This is a genomic window from Nostoc sp. UHCC 0252, from assembly GCF_034931145.1.
GTDB lineage: Bacteria > Cyanobacteriota > Cyanobacteriia > Cyanobacteriales > Nostocaceae > Nostoc.
Genome location: NZ_JAYGHE010000057.1, coordinates 16,619 through 43,606, shown reverse-complemented (window position 1 = coordinate 43,606; position 26,988 = coordinate 16,619). Strand labels below are relative to the sequence as shown.

General features: G+C 42.2%; 23 protein-coding genes. 18 read left to right on the top strand and 5 right to left on the bottom strand.

The genetic code is table 11. The features are described from left to right. Position 1 precedes the first annotated feature (1 nt). From VB732_RS25755 to VB732_RS25695, 13 genes are all read left to right on the top strand, one after another. On the top strand, positions 2-340 hold the full coding sequence (locus tag VB732_RS25755) for a hypothetical protein (protein WP_323233726.1): 339 nt from the start codon (positions 2-4) through the stop codon (positions 338-340). Then, positions 334-3,072 (top strand): AAA family ATPase, encoded by a 2,739-nt coding sequence (locus tag VB732_RS25750; protein ID WP_323233725.1) that lies wholly within the window; start codon positions 334-336, stop codon positions 3,070-3,072. Before VB732_RS25755 ends, VB732_RS25750 begins: the two co-directional genes overlap by 7 nt. Then, on the top strand, positions 3,069-3,611 hold the full coding sequence (locus tag VB732_RS25745; RefSeq protein WP_104902155.1) for a hypothetical protein: 543 nt from the start codon (positions 3,069-3,071) through the stop codon (positions 3,609-3,611). The genes VB732_RS25750 and VB732_RS25745 overlap by 4 nt, the downstream gene beginning before the upstream one ends. Beyond that, entirely contained in the window at positions 3,589-4,281 is a 693-nt protein-coding gene (locus VB732_RS25740) for a hypothetical protein (protein WP_104902156.1), read from the top strand. Before VB732_RS25745 ends, VB732_RS25740 begins: the two co-directional genes overlap by 23 nt. Then, positions 4,281-5,339, top strand: a complete 1,059-nt coding sequence (locus VB732_RS25735) for a hypothetical protein (RefSeq protein ID WP_104902157.1) — start codon at positions 4,281-4,283, stop codon at positions 5,337-5,339. Before VB732_RS25740 ends, VB732_RS25735 begins: the two co-directional genes overlap by 1 nt. 65 nt (positions 5,340-5,404) lie before the next feature. Then, positions 5,405-6,055: a hypothetical protein gene (locus tag VB732_RS25730; RefSeq protein ID WP_323233724.1), complete on the top strand. Its 651-nt coding sequence runs from the start codon at positions 5,405-5,407 to the stop codon at positions 6,053-6,055. Beyond that, entirely contained in the window at positions 6,052-7,476 is a 1,425-nt protein-coding gene (locus tag VB732_RS25725; protein ID WP_323233723.1) for a hypothetical protein, read from the top strand. The genes VB732_RS25730 and VB732_RS25725 overlap by 4 nt, the downstream gene beginning before the upstream one ends. Before the next feature lie 30 nt (positions 7,477-7,506). Further along, positions 7,507-8,337, top strand: coding sequence for a hypothetical protein (locus VB732_RS25720; RefSeq protein ID WP_323233722.1), 831 nt, complete (start codon positions 7,507-7,509; stop codon positions 8,335-8,337). A gap of 67 nt (positions 8,338-8,404) precedes the next feature. Then, complete coding sequence (locus VB732_RS25715; RefSeq protein WP_323233721.1) at positions 8,405-9,604, top strand: hypothetical protein; 1,200 nt, start codon at positions 8,405-8,407, stop codon at positions 9,602-9,604. Further along, a complete protein-coding gene (locus VB732_RS25710) occupies positions 9,601-11,364 on the top strand; it encodes a type IV secretory system conjugative DNA transfer family protein (RefSeq protein ID WP_323233720.1) in 1,764 nt (587 codons plus the stop codon). Before VB732_RS25715 ends, VB732_RS25710 begins: the two co-directional genes overlap by 4 nt. A gap of 296 nt (positions 11,365-11,660) precedes the next feature. Next, the gene (locus VB732_RS25705) at positions 11,661-12,077 is read left to right on the top strand and encodes a hypothetical protein (protein WP_323233719.1); all 417 of its coding nucleotides are present in this window, start codon (positions 11,661-11,663) and stop codon (positions 12,075-12,077) included. After that, positions 12,070-13,317: a hypothetical protein gene (locus tag VB732_RS25700; protein WP_323233718.1), complete on the top strand. Its 1,248-nt coding sequence runs from the start codon at positions 12,070-12,072 to the stop codon at positions 13,315-13,317. The genes VB732_RS25705 and VB732_RS25700 overlap by 8 nt, the downstream gene beginning before the upstream one ends. A gap of 25 nt (positions 13,318-13,342) precedes the next feature. Beyond that, entirely contained in the window at positions 13,343-14,008 is a 666-nt protein-coding gene (locus tag VB732_RS25695) for a restriction endonuclease (RefSeq protein WP_323233717.1), read from the top strand. Between the two features lie 231 nt (positions 14,009-14,239). Here VB732_RS25695 and mobF read toward each other — a convergent pair whose 3' ends face one another. Then, positions 14,240-19,903, bottom strand: coding sequence for a MobF family relaxase (mobF, locus tag VB732_RS25690; protein WP_323233716.1), 5,664 nt, complete (start codon positions 19,901-19,903; stop codon positions 14,240-14,242). 480 nt (positions 19,904-20,383) lie between these two features. Between mobF and VB732_RS25685 the strand changes: the two genes are divergently transcribed. Genes VB732_RS25685 through VB732_RS25675 form a run of 3 tightly spaced genes read left to right on the top strand, consistent with a single transcriptional unit; the run spans position 20,384 to position 22,869 of the window. Next, positions 20,384-21,511 (top strand): ParM/StbA family protein, encoded by a 1,128-nt coding sequence (locus VB732_RS25685; protein ID WP_323233715.1) that lies wholly within the window; start codon positions 20,384-20,386, stop codon positions 21,509-21,511. Continuing rightward, the gene (locus VB732_RS25680) at positions 21,504-22,067 is read left to right on the top strand and encodes a hypothetical protein (protein WP_323233714.1); all 564 of its coding nucleotides are present in this window, start codon (positions 21,504-21,506) and stop codon (positions 22,065-22,067) included. The genes VB732_RS25685 and VB732_RS25680 overlap by 8 nt, the downstream gene beginning before the upstream one ends. Positions 22,068-22,080: 13 nt before the next feature. Continuing rightward, a complete protein-coding gene (locus VB732_RS25675; protein WP_323233713.1) occupies positions 22,081-22,869 on the top strand; it encodes a hypothetical protein in 789 nt (262 codons plus the stop codon). A 142-nt stretch (positions 22,870-23,011) separates the two neighbouring features. Here VB732_RS25675 and VB732_RS25670 read toward each other — a convergent pair whose 3' ends face one another. The 3 genes from VB732_RS25670 to VB732_RS25660 form a co-directional block, all read right to left on the bottom strand. Continuing rightward, the gene (locus tag VB732_RS25670) at positions 23,012-23,143 is read right to left on the bottom strand and encodes a hypothetical protein (RefSeq protein WP_323233712.1); all 132 of its coding nucleotides are present in this window, start codon (positions 23,141-23,143) and stop codon (positions 23,012-23,014) included. 233 nt (positions 23,144-23,376) lie between these two features. Further along, positions 23,377-24,171 carry a P63C domain-containing protein gene (locus VB732_RS25665; protein ID WP_323233711.1) on the bottom strand — a complete coding sequence of 265 codons (795 nt, stop codon included), beginning with the start codon at positions 24,169-24,171 and terminating at the stop codon, positions 23,377-23,379. Positions 24,172-24,315: 144 nt separating this feature from the next. After that, positions 24,316-24,651 (bottom strand): DUF2958 domain-containing protein, encoded by a 336-nt coding sequence (locus VB732_RS25660; RefSeq protein ID WP_323233731.1) that lies wholly within the window; start codon positions 24,649-24,651, stop codon positions 24,316-24,318. Positions 24,652-24,929: 278 nt separating this feature from the next. On the opposite strand from VB732_RS25660, the gene VB732_RS25655 reads away from it, so the two are divergent. Together VB732_RS25655 and VB732_RS25650 are read left to right on the top strand one after the other, a co-directional pair. Continuing rightward, positions 24,930-25,190 (top strand): hypothetical protein, encoded by a 261-nt coding sequence (locus VB732_RS25655; RefSeq protein WP_323233710.1) that lies wholly within the window; start codon positions 24,930-24,932, stop codon positions 25,188-25,190. 175 nt (positions 25,191-25,365) lie between these two features. After that, complete coding sequence (locus tag VB732_RS25650) at positions 25,366-26,070, top strand: hypothetical protein (protein ID WP_292841299.1); 705 nt, start codon at positions 25,366-25,368, stop codon at positions 26,068-26,070. Positions 26,071-26,423: 353 nt separating this feature from the next. Here the strand turns inward: VB732_RS25650 and VB732_RS25645 are convergent, their stop codons facing one another. Next, a complete protein-coding gene (locus VB732_RS25645) occupies positions 26,424-26,954 on the bottom strand; it encodes a hypothetical protein (RefSeq protein WP_323233709.1) in 531 nt (176 codons plus the stop codon). Between the last annotated feature and the right edge of the window lie 34 nt (positions 26,955-26,988).

Here is a 26,988-nt window from a genome sequence, read left to right as displayed (position 1 = left end):
GATGAGCGAGTCTAATAAATCGCCGATGAAACGGGTGAATCAGTCACTGGGTCAAAATGCAACAATAGGCACTTTTACTGGCTTTCAGTTTGCAGTCGCCTTATTTATGTTTGGCGTGGGCTTCATCATAGCGATTATGTTTGGGGCGGGAATAATTTGGGGACTGCTGGCTGGGGTTTGGTTGAGTGCCACGGTGATAGTTTTATCTGGCAAACGTCCTTACTTGTTCTGGTCAAGAATCTTTCCCAGCGTCCCCACTTTTACTCGCGGCTATATCAGATATACTTCGCCCCAAAACAAAAAAAGGGTGGGTAACAAGGGGATGCCTAAACTATGGTAAAAAGCAGTATTCGTAATCAAAAAATAGTACCCTTTGAAGACTTTTTAGACTTAGCAACATTAGTAAAACTAAAAAAGGAGAACTATCAAATCGGAGCTTACTTGTTGAGCAAAAAACAAGTAAGCGACACTAACAACACGCTGCAATTAGTATTCGGATATGAATGCACTGGCTTTCACCCACTGTTTAATTCATCAGAGAGACTAGAGGGAATTGCCAAGGCTTTTGAGAACGGCTGTAAAGAGTTCTCCGAGGGCGAGAAATTCACCTTTCGTTGGTCTTCATTTTGCGACGAAGACAAAGTGATTGAAAGCTATCGCCAGAGACTAGATAGCCCTGTATCTGCTGAGAGTGAGTTTCTTGATTGGGGGCAAGTTGCCCGAATGCAGGAACTCACACGTAACCATCAGCGCAAGGATATCAAGCTCAGTATTTACACGACTTTCACTGTCCGCCCAGGAGGTACCGAAGGTGGTGACGCGGTAGATAGAGCGATAGTTAAACTGGCAAACTTTTTACAGCGCAAATTCACCCCAACAGGAGCAACCGAACTGACTCTTCAAAACTTAATTCAAGTTCTTGAAAAAGCGATAATAGTCTCTTTGCGGCATCAACAAATACTATCTGAAATGGGCTTGTTCCCCTCGCCAAAATCAGACAAGCAATTGTGGGACGACCTAGTTGATAGAATGGGTGCGAAGGCTGTAAAAGTGCCCCATACCTTGGTTTATGATACAGGTAAATTAAGAGAGGAGATTAACGAAGCCGCGCCCAACCCATCGCGGTATAACGATCAATTGCACGCTACATCCGTACTTCTGAATAACGGCATACCTCACGCTGATAGGCGCTGGGTATGTTTGCCCCACCAGAGTACTGACAAAAAGAAGTATATCGGCGTAATGACGCTTGCCCAAAAACCAGAGGTATTTGCTTCAACCTATCAGCAAGTACGCTTTTTATGGGACGTATTCTCACGCGAGGTTATTTATGATGTCGAGATAATAACAGAGATTAGCCCAGCCGATCAAAAAATGATTAGGCTTACCCAACAATTGATTACGAGGCGGTCAATAAATGCCTCCGCTAGCGCTAGAAAAAAGACTATTGACGTAGGAGCGCAAATTAATACGGAGCGGTCAGTCGATGCTCAGAAACAACTTTATACAGGAGATATCCCGGAAAATGTAGCAGTTACTATTTTAGTCTATCGCAACTCTCCAGAAGAAATTGATGACGCTTGTCGGTTAATTTCCGGCTATATCAATCAACCTGCGGAGTTGATTAGAGAAATGCAGTATACATGGTCAATCTGGCTCGACACTTTGCTGTTGAGACAAAGACCCCAGTTAACATTTCCTTTCAACCGCCGAGCTACTTTCTTTGCTAGTGAAGTGATTGGTTTAACTCCAGTAGTCCAGACAGCTAACGGTGACAAACAAGGCTTTGAATTAGTAGCTGATGAGGGGCAATCATCAGTTCATATTGACCTATCAAAGCCGAAAAATATGATGGTAATTGGCACTACCGGGAGTGGGAAATCGGTAATAATTGCCTCTATTATTTATCAATGCTTGGCGTTGGGAATGTCAGTATTAATGATTGACTTGCCAAATGATGATGGTTCAGGAACCTTTGGAGACTTCACGCCCTACTTTAATGGATTTTACTTTGATATCTCAAAGGAATCAAACAATCTTGTACAACCGCTAGACCTATCAAAGATTCCTGAGTCGCAATGGGAGGAAAGGACAAAAGCCCATCGAAATGATATTAATTTAATCGTACTTCAATTAGTTTTAGGAACGCAAAAGTTTGATGGGTTGTTATCACAAACTATAGAATCTGTAATCCCTTTAGGTACAAAAGCCTTTTACGAAGATGCCGACATCAAGGAGCGATTTGAATTAGCGCGAAAAGCAGGGATAAATACCCCAGAGTGGGCGGATACCCCGACATTGGCAGATATGGAGAAATTCTTCTCGCTTGCGTACATTTATTTAGGCTATCAGGACGACAATGTAGAAAAAGCGTTAAATTACATCCGCTTGCGGCTTCAGTACTGGCAAGCTAGTAGCATTGGTAGCGCTATCTGCAAGCCTTCAACCTTCCAGGCTGATAGCCAGTTGATTACCTTTGCACTGACTAATCTGCAATCAGGCAAGGATGCAGAGGTATTTGGAATGTCTGCGTACATCGCCGCGTCCCGTCAATCCCTCTCCTCGCCCAACAGCGTGTTCTTTATGGATGAGGCTAGCGTATTGCTGGGATTTTCCGCATTGTCGCGGCTTGCGGGTCGGAAATGCGCTACGGCTCGAAAGCAAGGCTGTCGGGTGTTTCTGGCGGCGCAGGACGTTATCTCTATCGCCAAATCCTCAGCAGGAGAACAAATATTACAAAATATGCCATTGCGGTTGATTGGGCGCATTGTCCCAGGCGCGGCTAATAGCTTCTCTGAGTTGCTGGGCATCCCTAGAGAAATTATCGATAAAAACGAAAGCTTTGTCCCCAATATTCAGCAGCTATATACGTTGTGGTTGCTCGACTACAACAACAAGTATGTGCGCTGTCGCTATTATCCCTCATATCCCCTGCTGGCGTTGGTCGCTAATAGCAGAGAAGAACAAGCCACGCGAGATAAGTTCAAGAAAATTCACAGCAACAAGTTCACCTGGGTGGCAGAATTTTCTAAGTATTATGTTGACTGCATCAAACAGGGAAAACCGTTATGAAGGTACTATCATTAGCCATTCAAAATAAGTTATTGCTGGCAATCCTCACGGGTGTTGCGTCAATAGGAAGCTTTCAGGTTTGGCAATACAATCAAGCTCAATATGAAAAACGTATGAGAAACGCAAAGAATGACTGCGGGGTGTACATAGAATTGGGTGAAGATGCCGTTAGATTCAGTCCTAGTTTAAAAGCAGTGAAGTATCAAAATAAGATCCTTCCGGGGTTAGAACAACCTGGGATTAATTCGGAATCGGCTGATCCTGGAGATTACGTGATGATTTTGAGATCGCAGTCTTCCACCCTTCCGCCTAATGCAAAGCCCTTTGACGACCCCTTTTTTACGAGCTTGTTAAATAAGGAAACATTGCCAAAAACATTAATGGTTTCAGTCGTGTCCTTCGATAAATCAAAAAAACAAGCGACTGTCGAATCCTACTGTACCAAAAAACCTTTTGTAGTAGACATGGATAATTTGTATGAAAGATCCCAAACGATTGATCGTAATCTCAAGCACAGTGGTTTTGATATCCTTTTCTAGTCTCCCAGCTAACGCCCAAACAAATCAAAACCAATCTTTTCTGACTCAATTTCAACAAATTTACAGTAGTTTACAGGCTTACATTAGTAATTACCAGAAAGAGTTTTCTAAAAGTTTGGGCAAGTTGTCAGCAGAATTAAATCAGGCGATTGAGTCTAGTGTTGGAGATTTAGGTATTCCCGATCCTCTAAAAGCTGGTAAGAACATTGAGAAAGTCATAGAAAAACAAGAAGGGGATTTACTAATACTAGATCCACGCATTCAAGCTGATAATGCCATCAAGGATTGGAACCAACAATATACACGCGGACAGTCTCAATCAGTTCTTGGTGCTGAAGGACAAAAAGTCCAATCACAGGAGGCAGAAACCACTAATGATGCTACCTCCCAATCAAGCGAAAATGCTAATGCCGCTCAAGATGATGTCATCACCCAAGACATTCTCAAAAAGATGGCGACTCAAAACTTACAAAGCGCTGTGATTGCAAAATCCCTTCACTCAGAAGCTCAAAAACAATCCCGTTCTTTGGCAGTTACCAATATTAATCTTGCTGACATTTCTAGTCGCATGGATGAGCAAGCGGCGGCGAAGGATCAGGAATCTAACGCTGCTACCCGTCAAATCATCCAATCTGCCGCCGCTAACGATTCATTCTGGAAAAATCAATAATGCTGGCATTATTAACTATCCTATTTGCTCAAACTACGGGACAGCAAGCGGGGGAAAATACAGGGACTACAAACGCCGGGGAGATAGTTGAAGGGGCGGTTAATGGTGCAGACCTAATCTATAAATCCTTTGAGAATGATTGGGCTGAACTGGCATCAGGAACAAACCCAATTTATACGGCTGTTGTTGCTGTTTCTACTCTTGCTGCTGTGGTTATGATTGGTTTTGCTTCCTTTGGGTGGTATCGGAAATATGCAGAAGAAGGTTTTGGGTTTGATTTTGTCTCTGAGATGGTTTTACCTTTGCTAGTAATTGTCATGCTAAGTAACAACGGGTTCCTTCTCGCCAATACGACAATCGCACTGAAAAATGTATCCACTGGACTAAATAGAAACATTCTAAATATTACTAGAAATGGCGTGAATTTGAGAGATGCTATCCGAAATGTCAACGCTGACCAAAGCTTTATTTTAGCCGCACAGATAGCTTTAGCTAATTGTGAAAAACTTAGTCAGGAGAAGAAAGAGGGTCAAGAGTTTAGCGAAAAACAACTTTGCATCAATAAGGCTGTAGAGGATACCAGAAAATCTGCACAGCAAGCTAGAGAAAAGACTGGCGCGGGTTCTGGAGTCGGAAGTTGGAACCCCTTAGACCTTACTGGCGAACTAATTAATAGCGCAGTTCAAGGCTTTGTTTACGTAATCCTCAGTGGACTATCAGCAGCTTTTCAATACATCGTCCAACTGTCATTTTTAATGATTGCATTCGCCGCCCCAATCTTCCTAGTTCTATCTTTGCTGCCCTTCCAAAGCAAGCCTATTTACGCTTGGCTGTCTGGCTGGTTAGGACTGACATTGGTTCTCATTTCGTACTCGATAACAGTAGGCATTATTGCCAGCGCAATAGTCTCCAAACCTTCTAGCAATCCTTTATTATTGCAACTTTTGCAAGCGATTTTCTCGCCATTACTTGCAGTAGCTATAGGCACTGGTGGCGGAATGGCTGTATTTTCAGCTTTCACTAGTGGGGTTAAATTCTCGGTGGGGTTAAGGAGATGAAATTATTAGAGAGAAAAGAGCTAAATTTCACCCCAATTTTCTTAATAGTCAATGCGGTTTTATTAATGCTTTTATTATTAATAGAAGTCGTTAATTTTGCTCGGATAGCAACGTTTTCTAAAACTAAAGCTTCCACCCTTGTGGAGCTACATGATGGCGAATCTATTAGAGTTCTTCCTATAGGCAGTGAGGAGCGCTCCCCCCAAGCTATTACACGTTTTGTCGGGCAGACAATGACCGGACTTTTAAGTTGGAATGCTCTACCAAAGTCAAGCGATGATTACAATCCAGACCCCACCAAACAATTAAAATTAGATCCGGGGGTATCAACATCAAAAGCCAAGATTACTACTAGTGTATGGGCTTGGGGCTTTGCATTATCAGAAGATTTTCGCGCACCATTCCTTGAGGAGATAAGTAATCTGACGCCGCCCGATGTCTTTAATGGGTCTACGCAATCAATTCTAAAAGTCAGCCTAATCAGTCAGCCGACTCGCATTAAGGATGGGCAATGGAAAGTAGATATGGTAGCCCAGGTTGTTGTTTTCCAAGGCAGCAATTTAGTTGGTAAGCCCATCGCTTTTAACAAAACTGTATTCGTCAGGGCGATTGATACGGCTGCCATTCCTAGATTTGCATCCCAGGTTCAAGAAACCGCTTCTCGCGTTCGGAAAGCTGGGCTGGAAATTTATAAAATCCAAGATTTAGACCTATGATCCAAAATCAGGAACCCTTAGCGTCAGCAACTATTGAGATAGAGTCGCAAGATTTTGCCGCCATGAACGGGGCTAAAACCTCTTCGATTAATGATTCAGATCAAAGAGAAGAAAACCCCGCACCAGAGGAAATCGTTACCACTCGAACAGTCTCACAGTCTCCACTCTTAAAAATGGGCGTTGTTGCCCTGATTTGCTCTCTCTTTGTAATAATCATTGGGGCTTTAATCGGTAATTCAATGAATGTGCTGAAGTTTTCCAGTAATAAAGTGCAGCCAACCCTAGAAGAGCAAACGCCCCTAGCAGAGGCGGAAAATGAGACAGGTAAGGATAAAACAGCGCTTGCTCTGACTAGTCAAAATTACGAGTTAAAGCAGATTCGCGATCGCTTGCCAACCCCAACCCCTAGCGCAACCTTAGCCCCAGCCCCAATCGCACCCGTTACCCCTCCGATGCAAGCAGTGCAGCGCGGACAACGTTCTTACCCAGTTGCCAGTCAGCCGACAGCGCCCTTCACTTTCCCCCAGGCTAGAGTATCTATTCCCCAGCCTCGACCCCAGCCCCAGCCCAAAATTGCCCAGCCGATCAGACAATCTCCTTTGGCGTTCCCAACGGCTGCAACCAACGCCCCCACCCAAGACCCCACTCAGCAATGGCTTCTCGCTGCAAACGCTGGCAGTTTCAGGAGTTCAGTCGATGAGTCACTTGGCGAGAAACTCATCAAGACTAATGGAATTGAAGGAGGTACGGGAGGAGCTACACAAGTCGCCCAGAACACTACCATTAATTACAACGCTATTCGCGTACTCGTTGGCAGCACCGCAGAGGGCAGACTAGAAACGCCGATCGCTTGGAGCGCTGGTGACACTGGCAACCAGAATTACTTGGTGAAACTAACAAAACCCTTAAAAGCCTCAGATGGTAGCGATGTGGTACCTGTAGGCGCTTATCTGGTTGTTCAACTAGCAGAGTCCAATGGTTCGAGCTTTGCCAAGCTGCGCGGTGTTTCAGTATTGGTCAATATAAACGGCGATACGCAAGAAAAGCAACTCCCAGAAAATGCCGTTCTGATAATGGCCAAGGATGGTGGTTTCTTAAAAGCAGAGTCTCGCAGAGGTAGCAACCTGGGTAACAATTTCATTTCTGCGATCATCGCGGGAGTTGCGAAGGCTGCCCAGGTACAGAATCGCCCTGTAACTCAAGTTAGTACGAACTCTAATGGCTTCTTTACTAGCTCCACTACCAACGAGCAAAAAGATTTATCCGCCGCTTTTGGAGAGGGTGCATTTAATAGCATTCTCGATAATATCAAAAGTTCAAATGTCGCCCGTTCTCAACAGTTAAGCGGTAGAGAAGAAGTATTTGTAATCGATGTTGGTAAGCCAGTGCAAATATTCGTTAATCAAACAATATCGCTCTAATCACAATAACGTTACGGTAAACATGGAAAAATGTTAAAGAAAACCACTATTATTGCAGCATTTTTAATCTTAACTAGCGCGGCAAAAGCAACGGCGATACCTGCTCGAACGGTTTACGAGAATGATGCAAACTCTAGCGCTATCGAATTAAAAGTATGGAAAGGCTATGGACTAACTATTAATTTAATGTCTACTGGGGAAACTATCAAGCAAGTTTGGATTGGCGATCCAAGTCGCTTTGCTTTTACCTCAAATGGTGGTTTATGCCCGTCATCAGGCGGCGATTCTGAATGCGCGGGAGGTAAAGCGACCGTAATCTTTCTTCGCCAGATTGACCCAATCGATTTTCCTGTGTCCACAAGCGGCGATGGTAGCACTCAAATTACACTACTTACCAGCCAAAAGCAATATCAGTTTAAGATAGTTCCCGCCACAGGCAACCCAGCCTATACAAGCTTGGTAGTTAAATCTGATTCGGATCGCCCATTGCCCATTACCCGTCCGCGAACGCCACTTCCTCTAACAGTTGAAAAACCGCAATCAGCGCCGCCAGTAGTCCACCAGCCCTCGCCGCCACCACAAACAATAAAAGTCCCTCTGCCTCAGCCTGTTGCCGTTTTACGCCCCAATCCTGGGACTACGCTAGACGGCGCGATTCAAAGGAACGATGCTAATGCCCTCGCTTTTGGGCTGGCAGAAGCTGGGCGGAAAGGTCAAGTTAAACCCGGATCTACCACCTGGAACAAGGTACAAGATGCAATTAAATTGTTACGGCGTGGCAAGACTAGAGATGAGGCGATTTCACTTTCTCAGGTTGATAAAACCACTTTTAACCAATTACTTGAATGGGGGCAATTATGAGTAATTTTGTTAAGTTTATTCGCAAAGAATTAGATAAATGCAAGCGACCAATTACTTAAAAAAAATAATGAAATCTAAACTCTTTCTACTGACTGCGATCGCCTCCCTGGTTCCCCTTTCTGCCTCAATCGCACAGACACCGACAACTACCCCAACAATTGAGCATTCCCAAGGCTTGTACAAAACGGCTGCCCCAGATTGGTCGAAAATTACGTGGGACACTTTGCCAGCCATCCAGCAACCAGGATTTTTAACGATTCCTAAAAACCTGATTTCAGTTTTTGGCTACGACCCCTCGCGTTCGTGGACAGCAGGGCAAAAAGTAGATTCTGTTGTGATGCTGGGCGATGCAGATGATGCCTTTAAGATGTCTGCCTTGAGCTTAAAGTCCATTAGCACGGTGGCTTTGCCCACTACAGCCACAACTACCAAACCCACCCTCAAAGACTTTGGATTAATCCAATGGCAAACGCCAAAAACATTAGTTAAAGCAATGCCTGAATTAAGCAATTTGAGCTTATCAGAAGTTCCCCCATTAGCCGATCTATTCTCCAAGAACGGCGGCGGCGGCGGCACTATTTCTCAGGCTATCAGTTCAAATTCTCAAGCCGCAGATTTGACGCTAGACAAGATTGACCTAAGTAAGTATTCTCTTAATTCAATTCCTGGATTGACCAAAACTCAGCTAGGAAAGTTTAAATCATGGCAGCAAGCATTAGTCAATCAAATTCCTAAATTAAGTCAAGTGCCCTTTGATAAAATGCCTCAGCCTATTAGCTCTGGGATAGACGTTGTGGGTATCGCGTCGGTTGTACTTGGGACGGCTGAAAAAGGCGATGCAAAGGCAGGTAACAATTACTTTGTATCTGGTAGCGTTGTCAGAGGCGATCGCACTTTAACAGTCGCCTGTCCTCCCGGCATTGAATGCTCATACTTAGAGATGGGGGATTTTGCTGGTAGTCAGGGCGGCTTGTATGGTAAGCGTTGGGCATCAGGTTCATCCCAACAAGTATCGGGTGGTTATGGAATTCTAGCCGCCGTGAATGGGGGCAAGGAACCCACGGGGCGGCTAGTGTATGGTAGTGGGTTCAAAGTGGCGCTAACTGGAGTGAATGAATCCCTTGGGACTGCCGACTTTGGCTTATTCTTTAGGATCTGTGCGCGACCGCCATTTCAGCAGAAAACTTGCACCCCTTACTTCATTGGGCCAGTTCCCTGGTTGCCCGTGAGTGAGAATGATTTGGTTATCGTGGGCACTGGGCGATGACAGGGACTCCTAAGACTATTGTTAAGCCAAATCAATTTATTCCCGCAGGACTTGAATCAGCGCTGTTTTCTCCCGCAGGTTTAGGGGTACTCGCTTGTGGCGCGGTGATCGTAATCGCCAAAATCATCGATAGTAGGGGAGGTATTGCCAAGCTAGCGACAGCGCGGTGGGGCGGGACAAGAGAGAAAACAGCGGCTCGTCAGTTGGCGTGTAAACAAATCCAGCAACGCTTGCATAACCGAGTATCGCTGTATGTGGGAACTCCCAAGAATACAACGAGCGAGGTTATTAATGGTGTCCGTAGAACTTGCATCCCTGAAGATTCAACAACCCTTTATTTTCCAGAGGCACAGCGAGGCATCCTAGTTTGTGGTGGCCCAGGGAGTGGAAAGTCATTTTCAATGATTAATCCCCTGATTCGCTCTGTAATTGATCAGGGCTTACCTCTGGCTTTATATGATTTCAAATACGCCTCCCAGGAATCAGCTGATTCTCCATCTAAAGGGCAAGCTCCAATACTTGCAGGGTATGCGATAGAACGCGGTTATCAGGTTACTGTGCTTGCCCCAGGCTTTGCAGAATCAGCTGTTGCCAACCCTATAGACTTTCTTCGCAGTAATGAAGATTCCGAAATGGCGCGGCAGCTTGCGATTACACTCAATCGCAACTTTCAATTGGGTGATAAAGATTCTGGAAATAGCTTTTTCACCAATGCTGGAGATCAGTTAGTCCAAGCCGTCTTTATGCTGGCAAAGGGCACAGAGTATCCAGATATCATGATGTGCCAAGCGATACTAGGATTGCCAAAGTTAGTTAAGCGCATTGAGCAAGCAGAAAATCTAAACTTCATGGTTAGAGAGGCTTTCGCACAGTTTGTATCTGTTGCAGGGTCGCCAGAAACAGCAGCTAGTATTGTGGGTACAGCTAGCGGATTGTTCAGCCGTTTTATGGTTCCCTCGGCATTAGCAGCGTTCTGTGGAAAAACCAATATTCCACTGGATTTGAAGGGGCGGCAGATGGTGATTTTCGGGATGAACAAAGAAAAGCGTGATGTAATTGCCCCTTTGCTTGTCTCGATTCTGCATTTATTAGTTAGTCGGAATGTAGCTAACAAACGTACTTGTCCTTTGGTGTTGGGGATTGATGAATTACCGACTCTTTATTTACCAGCACTGGTTGATTGGCTGAATCAGAACCGCGAGGATGGACTAATTTCTATCTTAGGTTTACAAAATCTCTCAATGCTGATTGAATCTTATGGTGAAAACACAACTAATGCAATATTTGGTGGTTGTGCTACCAAAGCATTCTTTAATCCCCAAGATGATGTCGCCGCCGAACGATTTAGTAAGTTTTTAGGTGAAGAAGAAATTAAATACAAGCAACGTTCTCGCTCATCAGGAGGCAAGGGTGGTGCAAGCATTTCTAATTCTGACCAAAACAGTACCCGAAAATTATTTGATGTCAATCAATTTAACACTTTACCATCGGGAAAAGCAGTAATTATTAGTCCCGGATTTCGTTCTCGTGGTCAAATAAGTTTGCCAATATTGCAATCAATTAAGATTCCTCAGCATGAAATCCAATCGGAAGCTGACAGTGTGAAAGCTTGGTACGAGTTTCAAAAGTTCTTATCTAAAAACTCTACTCTCTTAACTCCAGCAGATGAAGAAATGAAAATTCGCCGAGCCTCCGCGATAAAATTGTTACCTTTGATAGAAAATCAAGAGCAATTATCAGAATATGCAAGTCTGATTTAGGCAAGAAAAAGGGAACAGGGAACAGGGAACAGGGAACAGGGAACGGGCAACGGGCAACAGTTCGTCCGTTTGTTCCCTCTCCCCACCAATGGGTCTGAGTCCCCCACCTATAGGTGGTAAGTCTTGACGGGGGCTTAAATCCCCCGTCACAGACAGTCCCTGTTCCCAATTAAGAGTTCCCTGTTGCCCGTTAATTATCCTTTTACTACGAGAAGAGAGCCGGATGATTATTGCTCTTATTAAAAAGCTACAACGATAAATTCTGTTCCCTGTTCCCTGTTCTCTGGATAAAATTCATGTCACCAAGTAAGTTTTACCCGTTCTCTGATTATGACAGAAAACAAATTGCTAAACTTCCTCCTGATATAGCAGCCCTAGCAGATAAATATCCGAGCGAGATTTTAAACACTGCTGATAGTTGGGATAACTTGCCTTTTGATGCTAACTATCTTCCTGAGTGTATTGAAGTCTATAGTGGCGATGCAGATGATGCCAATATTTTTGTATTAAATGGTGTGATGAAAGATTATGTCCCATCTTATGCTGAAAAAAATACATTATCGATAACAGTGATGATTGATGGAGAATTTGCTTACATTGAAATTGAAGGTAGACAGGTTCTTAATAAACTCGGTGGAATAGTTTTACCAGAAGTAGCAATTAATCCTGAACTGTTAATTCAGTCAATTCTCAAAGGTGAAAATAATGATTGATGATGGCGAAGCTAAAGAGATTAAGCGAGATTATCTAGAAATTTTAGAATCTCTCCTCAAACTCATCCATGCGAAAGCTAAAGAAAAAGGATTAGATCCCAGCAAGGATATTCATATTTACTCTAGCTCTAGGAAAGTTTATCAAGGAACGTTGGGAGAATCACCCTCTAAAAACTTGTTAACGCCGACGATAGTAGAGAACTTAAAAAAAGCTCTGTCTGACCCGAAAAATTCTCAAGGTGCAATTTCTATTAAAATTGGTAATGAAAAAGTATTCCATATTAAAAATGGAGAAGTACTAACTGACAAATTAGGTTTAGCTCCGGCATCACAGAAAAATAAAGTTGTAAGTAATGAGCGAATCTACAGTGTAGAAGCTTTAGGAAAACAAGTGCAAGTATTGCAGAAAAAACTAAGCGAACAACAAAAACTTGTAGATAGTATCAAATCAGAACAGCTTTCACCCGAATCTTTATCACAACTAGCTGCTCAAGTTGCCGAAATGAGTAAATCCTTGGAGAAGCAGCAACAGTTGATTGAAAACACCCAAAAAGCATTGTCACAGGTAAATGAACGGTTTTTACCACAAGTTCAAAATACGGTTCTTCAAAATTGGGTGGGTACGGTTGAGAACAAGGTAAAACAAACTGCCAAGAATGTTTTTGAGCGGATTAAAGATGTGCTAACACCTGAAGTAACGAAGCTCAGAAAGGAAATTACTTTACTTAAATCTCAAATTAATGAACAAATTACTAGCTTCAAGGATGAAGTTAAATATCAGACTGACAGTGTAAGAAATGAACTCAATCAACAAGTTGGTAACTTAACTCAAGAGATACGTACACAGGTAGATAGTGTTAAAAACACGGTTGATCAAAGCCTTATGGGTGTCAAGTCAGCTATTGACAATACTCGAACTGAACTACAGGCTGCTGTTGAGGATGTTAAAGGTCAAGCAATTGAACAGAGTGTCAAAGCAATGCTGAATATCTTGGGCAAAGATAACCCTGATGGTTCTAAGAGTTTTAAAAGTACAAATTTTGATTTTGAACGCCTTGGCGATAATGTAATTGTTCGTGCCAAAAACGGCGAGACTGTTCTCACTGATGGAGTTTTATCGCCTAACGTTTCAGAGCAACAGTTACAGGCACTTGATAAGGTTCAATCTGTTGTTGATATGCATCATCAAATTCAGCAGGATTCTCAACAAGAATCACAATTTAGAAACATGCACAGGTAAGCCATGATCAAAGGGGAGCGTAAAAATGATACTAATCCTAATCATTGGTTTGTTGTTTGCACTGGGTGGAATAATTTTTATAGCTTGGCTGTTTGTATTATTTCCACCTTCAATGGCAAAGTCAAAGTATCGTTCCCAAAGTTTTAAGCAATCGCCATTACTACCTAAGAGTACAAAATCGTCTGACATTTCATCTCAAAATTTTGTACGACAAAGCCCAGCACCAACGCAAAAGACTTTCTTAGCTAAAAACTTTAACAAGCCTGTACGAAAAAGCTCAGTAGCAACCCAAAAGGCTTTCTTAGCTAAAAATTTTAAGAAGCAATTACTACCAAGCCCAGCGCGAACACCAAGGGTTAGATTACCTAAAAATCTTAAGAAACACTTGAACAATATTGAGTACGCTAGTCAAGTATTACTTGAGCTTCGTAGCAGAACTCAATTAGCCAAATTGCCAGTAGTAATCGCTACGCTACGCAGGATATCGCCTTATGTTTTTGAAGAATTGGTACTTACTTGCTGCAAAAAACAGGGGTGGCAAATTCAACGCAACTTTCGGTACACCGGTGACGGCGGGATAGATGGTCGCGTGTTGATTTTGGGAAAGCTTTATGTAATCCAGGTTAAGCGTTATGCTGATTACATTAGCCCAAAACACATCAAAGATTTCGTATGCTGTATTGAAGGATAAGGAGCTAATGGTGGATTCTTCGTGCATACTGGCATAACTGGACAGTTATCAAAACAATTGATTCGTCGCTCCGACAAAATAATCTTAGTGAGCGGTCAGAAACTAGTAAATTTTGTCTTAGGTAAGCAGTTTAAAATAGTGGGAATAACAATACCAGTAAAAACAGTGAACAGTTATCAGTAAACAACTAACCTATGAATGAGTTAATGGAAATATTTGATAACTGATAAGTTAGCGCCGAAACCGGATTTGCTCCCCGTTATCATCTGATTGTTGAGGGTTTATTTTCAATCTCTTCATAATCGATGGTTTGTCATCTCTAATCAGTTGCCTAACGATGTTCATTTTCTCCTCAAAAGTCAATACTTTTGCATCAGTTGTAACACTCGTAAATAACTCGCTGACCTTTGCTCCTGTTACCTTTTCACCTTTGACATATTTTCCTACTTCCATAACTACTTCTGCCAATCTTTCAATATCTAAACCCTGAATCATCTGTTTGAGATGCAACTTTAATTCTGCTAGTAATGTTTTAGCTAAGGTTGACTCAGTAGCTGATTGCTCAACAGAGTTAGAGGTGGATAAAATAGCTCTCTTCTCTACATGAGATTGCAACTCAGTTGTTAATGCTGTTTCAAAGTCATTGAATGTATTTTTAGCAGTAACAAGTTGTTGATGAGACTGAGAAAGTTGTTCTGTTAATCCTAATATTGTTTGGGTCAAAGCAGACTCGATAGCTGATTGTTCAATATAATCAGAGATTGACAGAATGGCTTTGTTTTGTGCATGAGATTGCAACTCAGCCGTCAATGCTATTTCAAACTCATTGAATGTACTTTTAGCAGCAACAAGTTGTTGATGAGATTGAGAAAGTTGCTCTGTCAATCCTAATACTGCTTGGTTTAAAGCAGACTCGATAGCTGATTGCTCAACATAATCAGAGATTGACAGAATAGCTTTATTTTGTGCATGAGATTTTAACTCTTGAGTCAAGGCTGTTTCAAAGTCATTGAATGTACTTTTAGCAGCAACAAGTTGTTGATGAGATTGAGAAAGTTGTTTTGTTAACCCTAATACTGCTTGGTTTAAAGCAGACTCGATAGCTGATTGCTCAACATAATCAGAGATTGACAGAATGGCTTTGTTTTGTGCATGAAATTGCAACTCAGCCGTAACCGCTTCATCAAAGTCATTGAATGTAGTCTTAGATGCAACAAGTTGTTGATGAGACTGAGAAAGTTGTTCTGTCAATCCTAATATTGTTTGGGTTAAAGCAGACTCGATAGCTGATTGTTCAATATAATCAGAGATTGACAGAATGGCTTTCTTCTCTGCATGAGATTGTAACTCTTGAGTCAAGGCTTTTTCAAAGTCATTGAATGTACTTTTAGCAGCAAGAAGTTGTTGATGAGATTGAGAAAGTTGCTCTGTCAATCCTAATACTGCTTGGTTTAAAGCAGACTCGATAGCTGATTGCTCAATATAATCAGAGATTGTATTTAAGAGTTGTCTGGTGGCTTGTTGTGAAGAATGGACATAACTTGCTTCTCTATTAAAAATTGTTGAATCTTGTCCGTTAATTTGTCTTGAGAGTTTCTCTGTTCGTTGACCTCGAAGCCCATCATCTGTAGAGCTTTGGTTAATTCCTGCAATATCGTCTCCATGCTCGAAGACTTTTTCGAGTTCAGCATCTCGGTTAATTGCTGCAAGAAGTTCGACTGATTCGCGCTTATTTCGATTAGGTTCTCGGCTTGGCTCGTTTCTAAGAACTCGATTTTCTGGGTCAATTGCTGGCTGTTGGTTTGTAACTGCTCGAAATTCTTGTTCAATTGCTCTATCTTCTCGGTTAGCAACTGTATCTGTGTTGGGTTGTTGTCGTTGGTTAAAGTCATGGGTTTGTACCTGTGGTTTATTTTGTAAAAGATAGGGAACAGGCAATGGGGAACAGGCAACAGTTTTTTCTATTTCCTCTTCCCTGTGTGTTGGTAAGAGATCCAATTTGTCATTCCCTGTTGCCCGTTCCCTGTTGCCTGTTCCCTCAAGTTGTATAGAACGTTGTTCTGGTGTCAGATGAGGCGGTGATGGAAAAGCCGCATTCAAGAAGCGTTGATTCTGCTGTTGCCAGTGTCTTAAACGCTTTGCTTCATGGCTCAATTTCTCGTAAGCTAGTGGCCCACTTGCGACTATGAAATCATCAACACCTTTAGAAGGCCCTGGCAAGCTGACAACTTTTACTCTTGCTCCAGCTTCTTGTAACAATCTTCCAGTCACGGAAATATCTCGCTCGATATGGAGCTTAGTTTCAGGCTTGGTTTCGTAGTCAAAGCAGAACTTGAAAACTCTCCCTTGTGTGGCGAAAACCGCTAATTCCTCATGTAGGTAAGACTTACCGATTTTTTTACCAAACTCATCTTTGGGAGTTCGGTATCCCGCCGAAATCCCAGGTAGCCCAATGGCAGCATGACCCTGACTCAACAGACTGGCTGCTTTTTTCGCGCCTTCTGTGATCGCACAGGGGATATTATGTTTCCAGACACAGTACCAAAACCCCGATTTGCGCTCCTGTTGCGTGGGGTTAACTTTGTGTTTGGAGTAGATGCCTTCGGCAATATCTTTAGGGACATTAAGCAAGAATATACTTAATTCAACCTTTGGGGGATGCTCATATTTAATGAATTTCCCTTCAATTACCTGGTTCTCCTCATCTTTTTTGGGTCTAGGTGTGTTCGGCTTGTAACATCCCCATCTTTTAATCGCAGGTTTATCACCTGGTGTTAAATCAGCAAATGAACGCGCATCAACTCCAGCATCACACCACCAACCGCCAGCATCAAGATGAGAATATGCTCTAATTAATCCCTCCGTTAACCTCCCGGTATTTGTACGATTAAGTTTTTCACTAACCATGAGTCTTTCCCAAGCCTCATGCTCACCACCTGCATAGTTGAACTGAAGACTTTCAAAGTTTTTTGCCGCAATGTCCGGGTGAATGGCGCTATTTTCAAACTCTTGCCAGTGCTTTGGTTCAATAAAATTGGGTACTTCTTCTGATTTTTGAGGTATCCAAAATGCTTTTGTTGGGGCAGCAGTCTTTAATACTGGTTTTTCAAAAACAGGAGACTTTCTATCATCTCTATGTTTCTCTTTGGGAGTGGGTTTGGCTACAGTTTCTAAACTCGTCGTAACTAATGGAACTGGCTGACTAACTGGTAAGGAAACTTGCTCTGTGGTTAGCGGTTGAGCTTTCAGTACAGGCTCTGCTATTGCAACTTCAAGTTTTACTACTGGCTCATTAGCTCTTGGACTGACCGAGGCAGTTTTCGCCTGAATTCGTTCCATTTTTAAGGAATTCATCAGCAATTCTAAAGCGTTATCTTTGGCTTTAGACTCTTGCGCCAGTTCCAGCAATTCTGATTTGTCTTTAGTATAAAGTTTGACGTTATGCCTAGCTCGACTAATCGCCACATAAAAACTTTCTTGCCCAATGGTGTGATCTGCCGCAATCAAGGCTAGGTCAGTGGTTTTACCTTGGCTACTATAGATTGTGCTGACAAGCGCGTAGTCTAAGTTTTGCGCCTGTTTAAGGTTAATAGTTTCAGTTCGATTGCTATCTAAATACTGAATTTGGGCGGAATCTCCCTCAATCGCCGTAACTACAAATTCTTGACCATTGCGCCTTTGTAACTGTCGGTCATTTTTCTTCCATTGCAAGCGATCGCCTACAGCAATCTCAATTTCATCACGTTGGTAAACAGCTTTGTCAAAATTGGCATCTACTTCTAACTGCTTTCCATCGTCTGCTTTCAAAATTAATCGGTCGGTGTTCTTGCCGACGACTTCATACACTTTGGCTTTCTCTAAACCTCGGCGTTTGTAATTGCGCGTTGGCATCACCACATTACCTAGTTCAAAGTTATGGGTATAGCGCAGCTGCACTTTGGTCAAGTTTAGAGCTTGCAACTGGGTAATGTTTGCAGTTGCCCCTAAACTTCCTTCAATTTTTAGCTTGCCTCGGATTGCCTGGGTAAGTGCTAACTTCTCTATATTTGTGCCAGCCAGTACCAATGTTCGCGCTCGTTGCTCTTTCGTTAATCCTATATAGTCAGCAGCAATTATCTCTCTTGTAGTATCAGGTGATACCTCTTGAACACTACCAATTGTCTCTAGTTGCTTAAATCCCGCTTCTACTCTCCCGTCTGCAATTAGGTCTACTGCAATCTTGAGATCCGGGTTACGCTGCCTGTTTGATTGGGTTAAGTGTGCGGTTTTAATACCAGCTTGTTGCAAGGATTTGAAAGGGTTTCCAGCTTCGACAGCCGATAATTGCTTGGTATCGCCAACTAGTAATAGTCTTGCTCCCTCAAGGGTAGCTCTCTCTAACAGGGCATGAGCATCTTTGGCACTAAGTAAACCTGCCTCATCCACAATCCAAATTTGATTTAATTCAAGTCGGGGTGCTGGCTCAGACACTAATAAACTGGCTACAGTCTCGCCTTGTATACCTAGCTCCTCACTTAATACCTTAGCTGCCATCGATGAAGGGGCAAAAGCTTTGACTGTATAGCCCTGAACGAGTGCGATCGCGTTTAATTCCTTGAGGGCGAAAGTCTTACCAGCACCAGCTACCCCTTGCCACGCAATGAACTGGTCTGTTGTCGTTGCAGCTAGACTAACTGCCTGCTGCTGCCCAAAGTTTAGTGAGGTTTTCTCTAAAAGGCTTGAAGCTACAAGTGTATGCAGTATCGGATTAACTGCTCCAATTCCTGACTGCATCAACTCAATCGTCGCTAGTTCTCTTTTTACTGCCGTCCATGTTGTATATTGTCTTTCCATTCCCGGCAGAACGATTAACTCCTGATGCTCCTTGATTAATGGCTCAAGCGCATTTACATCAGTTAAAAGTCTTTCAGAGAGGATAAATTTTTCTAAATCTTCAAGTTTAAAGGCAACATTCCTCTCACTGCAATGAGCGATGGCCGAACCCAACGCATCTTCAACGTTGGGTTCGGCAAGAGAATCAGCAACTACTTGACTATTTGGCTCAGAAGGCTTGACGAAACTGATGCCCAGTGCCGCAGCTTCTTCATACCATAGCGATTTGAGTTCTGCCTCTGTTAACTTCTGCTTACGCTTACGAGTAGTATCCCAAACTTGGTTTCGCTCTGCCCATGAAGAAGATGCACCAGCAAGAGCTACGATCTGCTGCCGCCGTTTTGAGAACGTCTCTAAATCTTGTTCTTTAAAACCTTTAATCTCAAATTGTCCATGTTTTCTGAGTTCTACCTCATACCCTAGTTTCTGGACTTCTGCCGCTAGATAGCTCTGGTATGCCATCCCCAGGAATTTTTTGTTAGCAAATATCTCACTATTCACCAAACTCATCCACTGACCATCATTAGCTTGCGTCGTATTCATGACTAAGCAGTGGGTGTGCAGATGTGGATCTAAATCCCGACTCTCGATGTGGTCAAACTGCGCGACCACCAAGTTACCCGTGTTTACCCTGTGCCTACCGTTGTTTTGTGTCACCCTCGTTATGGCATAACGCCTTTCCATCAGCCCGATCACTTCCTTTAATGCCTGATGGTGCGCGGCGATTAATCTTGAATCCCCACCGACCAACGCCATTAGGCTCACACTCTTGGGCGCAGAAAATGTACAGTCTAGTGCTGCTCTACGTTCTTTTTGTTTCAGCACCCTGGCATTAAGTTGCTCAAGACCATCGGGCGATCGCCCTTCGATTACATTGGTAAATTCAAGCTCATTATCAATTGACCCTGACAATCCAAGTTTCTCTGCACCTAGTCCACTCCAGCGTGACTTGCCCTGGTGGTAGTAGTTTTTGACGAAGTACTTCACCGCCATCTCTGAGGAAACGTTGGCAGCTGTTAGCATTGTTCACCTCTGCTATCAGCTTTACACAACTTAACCCAATAACTATTGCTGCCAAAGTTCATTCCCGTCACCAAACAAAATTTTGTTTGATGCCGAGTGAAGAAACTTTGGTAAAACTTTGACGACAGCAATGTTTTTATTTTCCAACTCTGATGTTTTTTACTATAGCAAATTACGCTGAAAAAGTTTCCGCCAAATATGGCGTACTGTGCGTCACAAATGAAAATCTGTATGCCGTAAAAGTGCCGTGGGGTTGACATAAGAGTGACATACGCTAAACATGAATTCGACTTGTAGGAAGTTCTAGGAAGTGCCAGGAAGTGCCTTTAAAATGACATAAAAAGTTAATTCATTTGCATTATTTTTAATTGTTTTATCTTACAATTGGCTGAAGAATAACATCAGTTCGTTATGGCTGTACTGAGATATTTTGCTACAAATAAATTACAGAAAATAATTTCTAAATAGGAGGTGGTAAGTGTGAGTTTGTTAAGGGTAGTGATAGACCTTGGTAGTTCATCTTCGAGGGGATTTTACACATTAGAACCATTCCATCCAATGTTGATGTTGATGGAGCCGGAGGTAGCGACAGTGCCGTTAGGAAGCTTAGAAGCTTATGAACGGAACAAGATGGGAGAGTCGAATCCGGAAGATAGTGCTTGGATTGAATATGAACAGAAGTGTTTTGCAGTAGGGTTCTTAGCCAAAAAGCGCTTCAATGCTGACAAGCAATTGCAAAAGCGGAAATTTGAGTTAGCTTTGGCTAAAGCGTTGGCGATTGTGGGAGCGATCGCAGACAAACACAATTTAGAAAATGGGTCATCGGTTCATTTAGGGATTTTGCTGCCTTGGGGAGAATTTGAGGATCGGGAGTTATTTCAGAATTTGGTGAAGACAGCCCTTTCTGACTACAAATTCAAAGGATCTTCAAAAGCATTTTCACTAGAATTATTTATTTGTCTTCCCGAAGGAGGAGGAATCTTGAGTAGGGGGCGAGATGCTAGCTCTAATATCAAAGAACAAGCGATCGCGGTTGTAATGTTGGGTTATAGAGATATAAGCATTCTGTTAATCGAGCGTGGAGAAATGCGTAAAGGCAAAACAGAACCTTTAGGTTTCTCAAAAATGGTTGAATCAGTGATAAATCAGACATCAGGATTGAACGTAGATCGTTTGATATGGGCGATTTGTAAGACAAAGAAAAACTCTTCTTATAAAGCGTTGAGTGAATTAGCTTCTAGTGTAGAACCAGCCTATAGAGAGCATGAAATTTCCCGAATGCGTAATGCCGTTGCTAATAGTAGACAAGAATATTGGATGATGCTATCTAACTGGTTAAAGTTGCAAATTCCTCGCAATGTTGATGAAGTGATTATCGGTGGAGGGACTGCACATTATTTCCAGTCCCAGTTAAACAGCTTGTTTTCATTTTCTAATGTGAACTGGTGTGAAAATTTGGAGGCACAAATCGTCAATAGTTTTCCTCAAGTCTCTTCTAAGTCTCTTAACTATCGATTGACAGACGCTTATGGATTATTTTTCTTTCTCTGTAGTCAGAGGATGAGTTTAAACAAAGAGGTTGTTAGGGCAGGTGGGGCGAATGAGTGAAAGAAACGAAAGAGTTGATTATCGGTGTCGAATTTCCATGAACAAAGAGCCGTCTAGTATTGCTCTAATAAACTACATAAAGCAGGGTGATGGGATTGCTGAGAGGGATAAGGTATTACCTGCCTTGTTTGGATATTGGTTGCCTTTTGCTTTAAAGGCAGATGGGATCTGTTCTGAAGCCGAATTAAGACAACATGCTAGAAGTGCAATTTACAGATTGAAACTGCACATTCTGCTTCTATCTGAAGCCTTTCTACTAGAAGATTTTCCTGTCAATTCTTCCTCAAATATTTCTGCTAGACCAATGGCACAAGAGATGGGATTAAATCTACCTGTATCTAATGTGACTAATAAAAGCGTTATTGAATCAGAAATATTTAATGATCTGAGGAATTTTGAGGAAAGCCTATCAAATTTGATGGTATCTAATATGACTAACTCTAATGATGAAGATGAGACTGACGAGGAGGAATTGATTAAACCAGCAATACTCAAACCAGTGATAGATTTTCTAGAAAATCAAAATGACAATGCTGTTGGACAAATGTTCGGTTAGAAGGAGATGAGTAATGCCTTACACTAAAGAAGCCTTGCAGAATATGTATTCTCTGTCCTCAGAGGATGTTTTAGCAACATTGATAGCTTGTGGACTGACTGATGACACACAGGAATACTCTGATGCAGAGATTGAAACTCGGTTTGATATTGTTCGTCAGTGGTTCAAGGATGGACAAGTATCTGATTATCAAGAAGCTACAACACTTTTTCAAAAAAGTTTAGAGGATAATTCTGCACCGAAAACCAAAAATGAGAAAAAGTCTACCAAAAAAGGGACTAAACCATTAGATATAACTGAATTGTTGATTGCTGCTCGTGAACAGGGATTGAAGCTCACCTTGACACAAGCTTCCAGGATTTTGGCTTTTTGTGGATTAGGAGAGAAAGAGGAATATACCCACCAAGAAGTCGAGCGTTTTATCCAAGCCTCTGGGTTCGTTAGTGAAGAAACACCTGATATTTCCAGTAGCATTGGAAATATTAATACTGAATCAGAAGAAGCTTTAGCTGGCTTAGTTGATAGAGTTACAGATTATCTGGCTGAAAAAATTCCATCGGGATTAGTTAAGGACTTGTACGTTCAAAAGGCCCTAGCCAAATTAGGACAACAATCTCAAGGAAGCGATTATCTCTTTGCTCAATTAGAAGATAAGATTATGCAGCAACTTCAGGGAAAGTCCCAGACTCCAAGTCCCTTGCAGAGGTTGATGGAGAAACATCGGGTATTTTCCTTACCCCCGAATTCTGTTCAATTAATGGAATTGCCCAGCGAATCAGAGAGCGATACGACTACCAGCTAGAACAGGAAATTCATAACAGAGAACGCACCATTGATATCCAAGTAGATAAAGCCTCTGATGCGAAAGCCACCCAACTTGCTGCCCAAAAGCTTTTAAAACTCCAAGCTTGGAATCAAGCACAAACGCAACGTCAAGAACTTCGTTACAAGCGGTTTGAAAAATGCAAAGAACTTCTTTTCTGGGTTGGTGGTTGGGTTGGTTCTGGACGCTCTGGGATTTTCTTTTTTGGCTCTGCCATGTTAGCTTCTGCGACTTTTGCAGGAGTAACAATCATTAATCTACCAACAAATCTTTCCTGTCCTGATCCCAAAAGTCTGTGCTATCTGGTATACCAAATGCGATTCAACAACAAAAGTGTAATTCTTCCACAGCAGACTAAGGATATTATTGCCGAGTATGAACGTAACAAGAGTAAACCTAAACGGCGCAGGTAATTAAGTTTTTGGGTCAGAAAAACTGTAACTTAAGCTTTCCCACCTCTAAAGACGCGGGAAAGCTTAAGCTCGTCTATCCGATCTGCCACCCATCAAACAGATTCGGCTGATCGACACCATACTGTCGGCTAACTAGTCGCCGCAGTTCTGGTACGGAGTTGGCTGACTTCATCAGAATTAAGACAGATGTGACGTGCGGTGTCAATCTCTGTTTTGTTTGTGATGAAAGCATTTGATGGATCTTGTATTTCCTTCGTCCGTTAGTCAGAACGGGATTGACGATATCAAGCTGGGCTTTTTCCTCCGGTGTCATCCAGTTGTACACAAGCTCCCAGTAAAATTTTCCGTTACGGATATGGGTTTTGTGCAACTTCGTAATTCGTGCTAGATTCTCCTCGAACTCGCTCTCAAACATCCTTGTCCAAGGTTGAGGTGTCGCCAAAATCCGGCTAACTTCTTGCCTTTGCTTGCGAGATGATTGATATTGGTCAGGCAACCATCCTGTTTGAGCTTGGATGAAGCTGTTTATACCAATTGCCCCAATCGCATCTAACGCTTTGGTTGCTTCTAGCTTACCTTTACGCTCGTAGTATCTTAGAATACCCCAACAGATATTTGCTTTAATTGCCTTGATTTCTCCTCCTTTAACAGAGGTTTTATCGGTCAGGTATAATCCCCCTTCTGCAAGGTTTTGAAGCCAAAGAGGTGCTTTGTTTTCGGTCAGGTTTTCAAGTATATTCTGCACTGTCGAGAGCCTAACTCCACAAAGTCTAGACAGTCCTCGTTGACTCATTCCCGACTCTCCAGTACTAGCAACGGTGAAATATTCAATACCATCAATTTCTTGCCGTAGAATATTATCAGACATGATTCGTTTGTCCTAAAAGATTGTAATTTTTGTGAGTTCAAATTTTTCCAGAGAGCGCCCAACAGGTAGAAAACTTGTCTAGTGGTGATTCCATGCGCTCCATCTGCGGTTTAAATCCTCGGTATTTTCCGGGGATTAGATAGATTAGTTTTCGCAGCGACGAATAAGGGAAAGTGGTGTAGGCTTGAAGTGCAAATCTCTCTCAATTCCAATACCCAGCGCTCCACGATATTCTTGCAGTTCACTAGGGCTGAAGTAACCTAACTCTTCTTCAAACCCTTGCACCAAACCAAAGAACAAATCCTCCCTGTCGAACTCAGTCGCGTACCAAGTCCAGTCACTATTAGGATTAAAGAATTTCACATAGACAATCGCATCTGAACATTTTTCCTGTGCGTAGAGAGCAGGCAATTGAGCGCGGATCTCTGCGGGTAATAATTGTTTAACTCGGTGGAATGTGCTTCTGGAATCGGTGCTAATCTTGTAGTAATCATCATTTCCTTGATTGGTTTTGGTGAAGTGGCGATCGCGTTGTTTCTCAGGCAGGCGATCGCTCTTTTGATTTACTGAGCGGCTTGGAGTTTCTTGCGTTCTTCTCTTACCTCTCTATACATTATTATATACAATCTTATATATAAAACTAGCCTATTTATATACAGTTTTATATACAAAAAGACTTAAGCCTATTAATTAATCTTATATACATTTTTATAGACAGACGCTATACTCTGTACAGATGTAAGTAAATGTATAGAACTATGAATAAACTAGCTACGTTTCGGGTAGAAGATGAGCAGTGGGAAGTGTTTCAACAGGAAGCTAAGAAGCGCGGGGTAAGTGCATCATCACTACTGCAAGACTTTGTAGCCTGGATAAACCAGGGGAATGAGTTACCCCAAATGGCAGATGCTTCACATTTATTAGAATCTGATATAGACAAGCGTATAGAAGCCAAGATAGCACCAGTATTAGAGGAATTAGCTCAACTAAGGGTAGCGCTGGGGGAGCTAGCCGCCTGAGAGAAAAAACCTTATCTTCCTCTCAGGAATCACAGCCAGATTATCAGGCAATCCGCTCACGCACCCTTACTAAACTCAATCTAGGTAGGCAGTCCTCAGCAGCGAAAGCGATTGATGCTTTTATCAAAGAGCTATGTGACAAGTAAACCTTAATATCCAGTAGCGGATTAGTTTTATGCAGGAGCAAGAGACGTTAGAAACTTATCAACAGGCGATTGCAATCTATGAAACTGCCCTCAAGTTTACTCCTAATGACTTTAAGACTCTTAGGCACTTGGGCATGGCTCTAGAAAAGTTATCCCAGCTACACTGGTGTCTTGACCACCATAAATATGCAATCGATACCTTAAAGCAAGCGATAGCCACTTATAAAACTGCGTTTGAGCAAACTCCCAATGATGACCTGAATATCAGTTATTTGGGGATGCTCGTAGAAAGATTAGCACAGCAACAGTTTAGCCAGAAACAATATACAGAAGCATTCGTTACCTACCAACAGGCTGTTACTATTTACGATAGTGTGCTAAAGTTTGCTCCAAATGACTATTGTAGTCATGCACTTAAAGCTGGTGTATTCAATACAATAGCTGATTCACACTCTTATTTGTCACAATATAGACAGGCGCTTGATAATTATCAGCAAGCAAGCGCAAGCTATGATATTTCACTATTGCTCAAACCCATCAAGCCTATTGAATTTGATAAGGCTCGAACATTGCAAAAAATAGGTAATTGTCTTCAACAATTATCTAGCAACCAAGAAGCACTTGGGTATTACCAAGCGGCAATGGAGATATTCAAACGCATTTTACCTCCCAATGATAAACAGATCAATTTTGTAGAACAAGAAATGCAAAAAGTCTTAGCAGAATTAAATTGATTAATTCAATCATGCGGGGAGCAGTTTTCTTACCATCTGATGTATTTTGTCCTTCCTCATTACACTAATTTTCGGGATGTAATATAGTATTTATGCACTACAAATAACGGAATTTCAGTATTATAATAGCGATCTCTCTGGCAGTGCGCTCGACTGATGACCAACAGCGATATAAACAATTGCGTTCTAGGTTAGTTCAGTTAGGTCGGTTTCATCATCTGCTATATCTGTCTGCGATCGCTGCTTTACTTGACGATGCGTAGCCGCCGTAGGCATCGCTTTTTTTCATATATTCAGGTAAAATCACTGTATTTGATGGATAAAAACGGTCTTACAGCGTAACTTCACCTACTCTAATAGGAGGTGTTTTTATCAAAAGGCAAGCTATCTTCCGGCTCGAAGTTCTGCAAGTCCTGTTCCATTTGGTGGAGGCGTTGAACGTAGGTTCTGCTGTCTTCAATCCTTTCTTTCATCCGTTCTTCACCAAAGTTAATACCTTGTTCTGCATGATCGGCAGACACAGCATTATAATTCTCGACTTCGTTTTTCTTACGCCACTCAAGCTGTTCCAGGGCACTTTCACTGATGCCAATTTGCCGAGCGTACTCTACATATTCAGGTCTGAGAGAGCCGTCGGGGTTAAACTCTCTTTTCTCTTGTTCGCTGAAAAAATCGTAAGCTGTATACACTGGCCACGGCTCTGGATCAGTATCGTCCAGGTGCTTCCACTCGTCGTATTCTTCTTTCAATGAGAGAGCATAGTCAGTAATTGCTTCGTTACTCATTCCTGTAGACAACATTTGTTGTCGAGCTTCATCTTTCAAACTTCCATCTGGGTTGAATTCTTCATTATTCATATTTATCCAACGCTTAATTCTTGACATAAAAACCTCTCAAAAAATTAATTAATGTTCATGA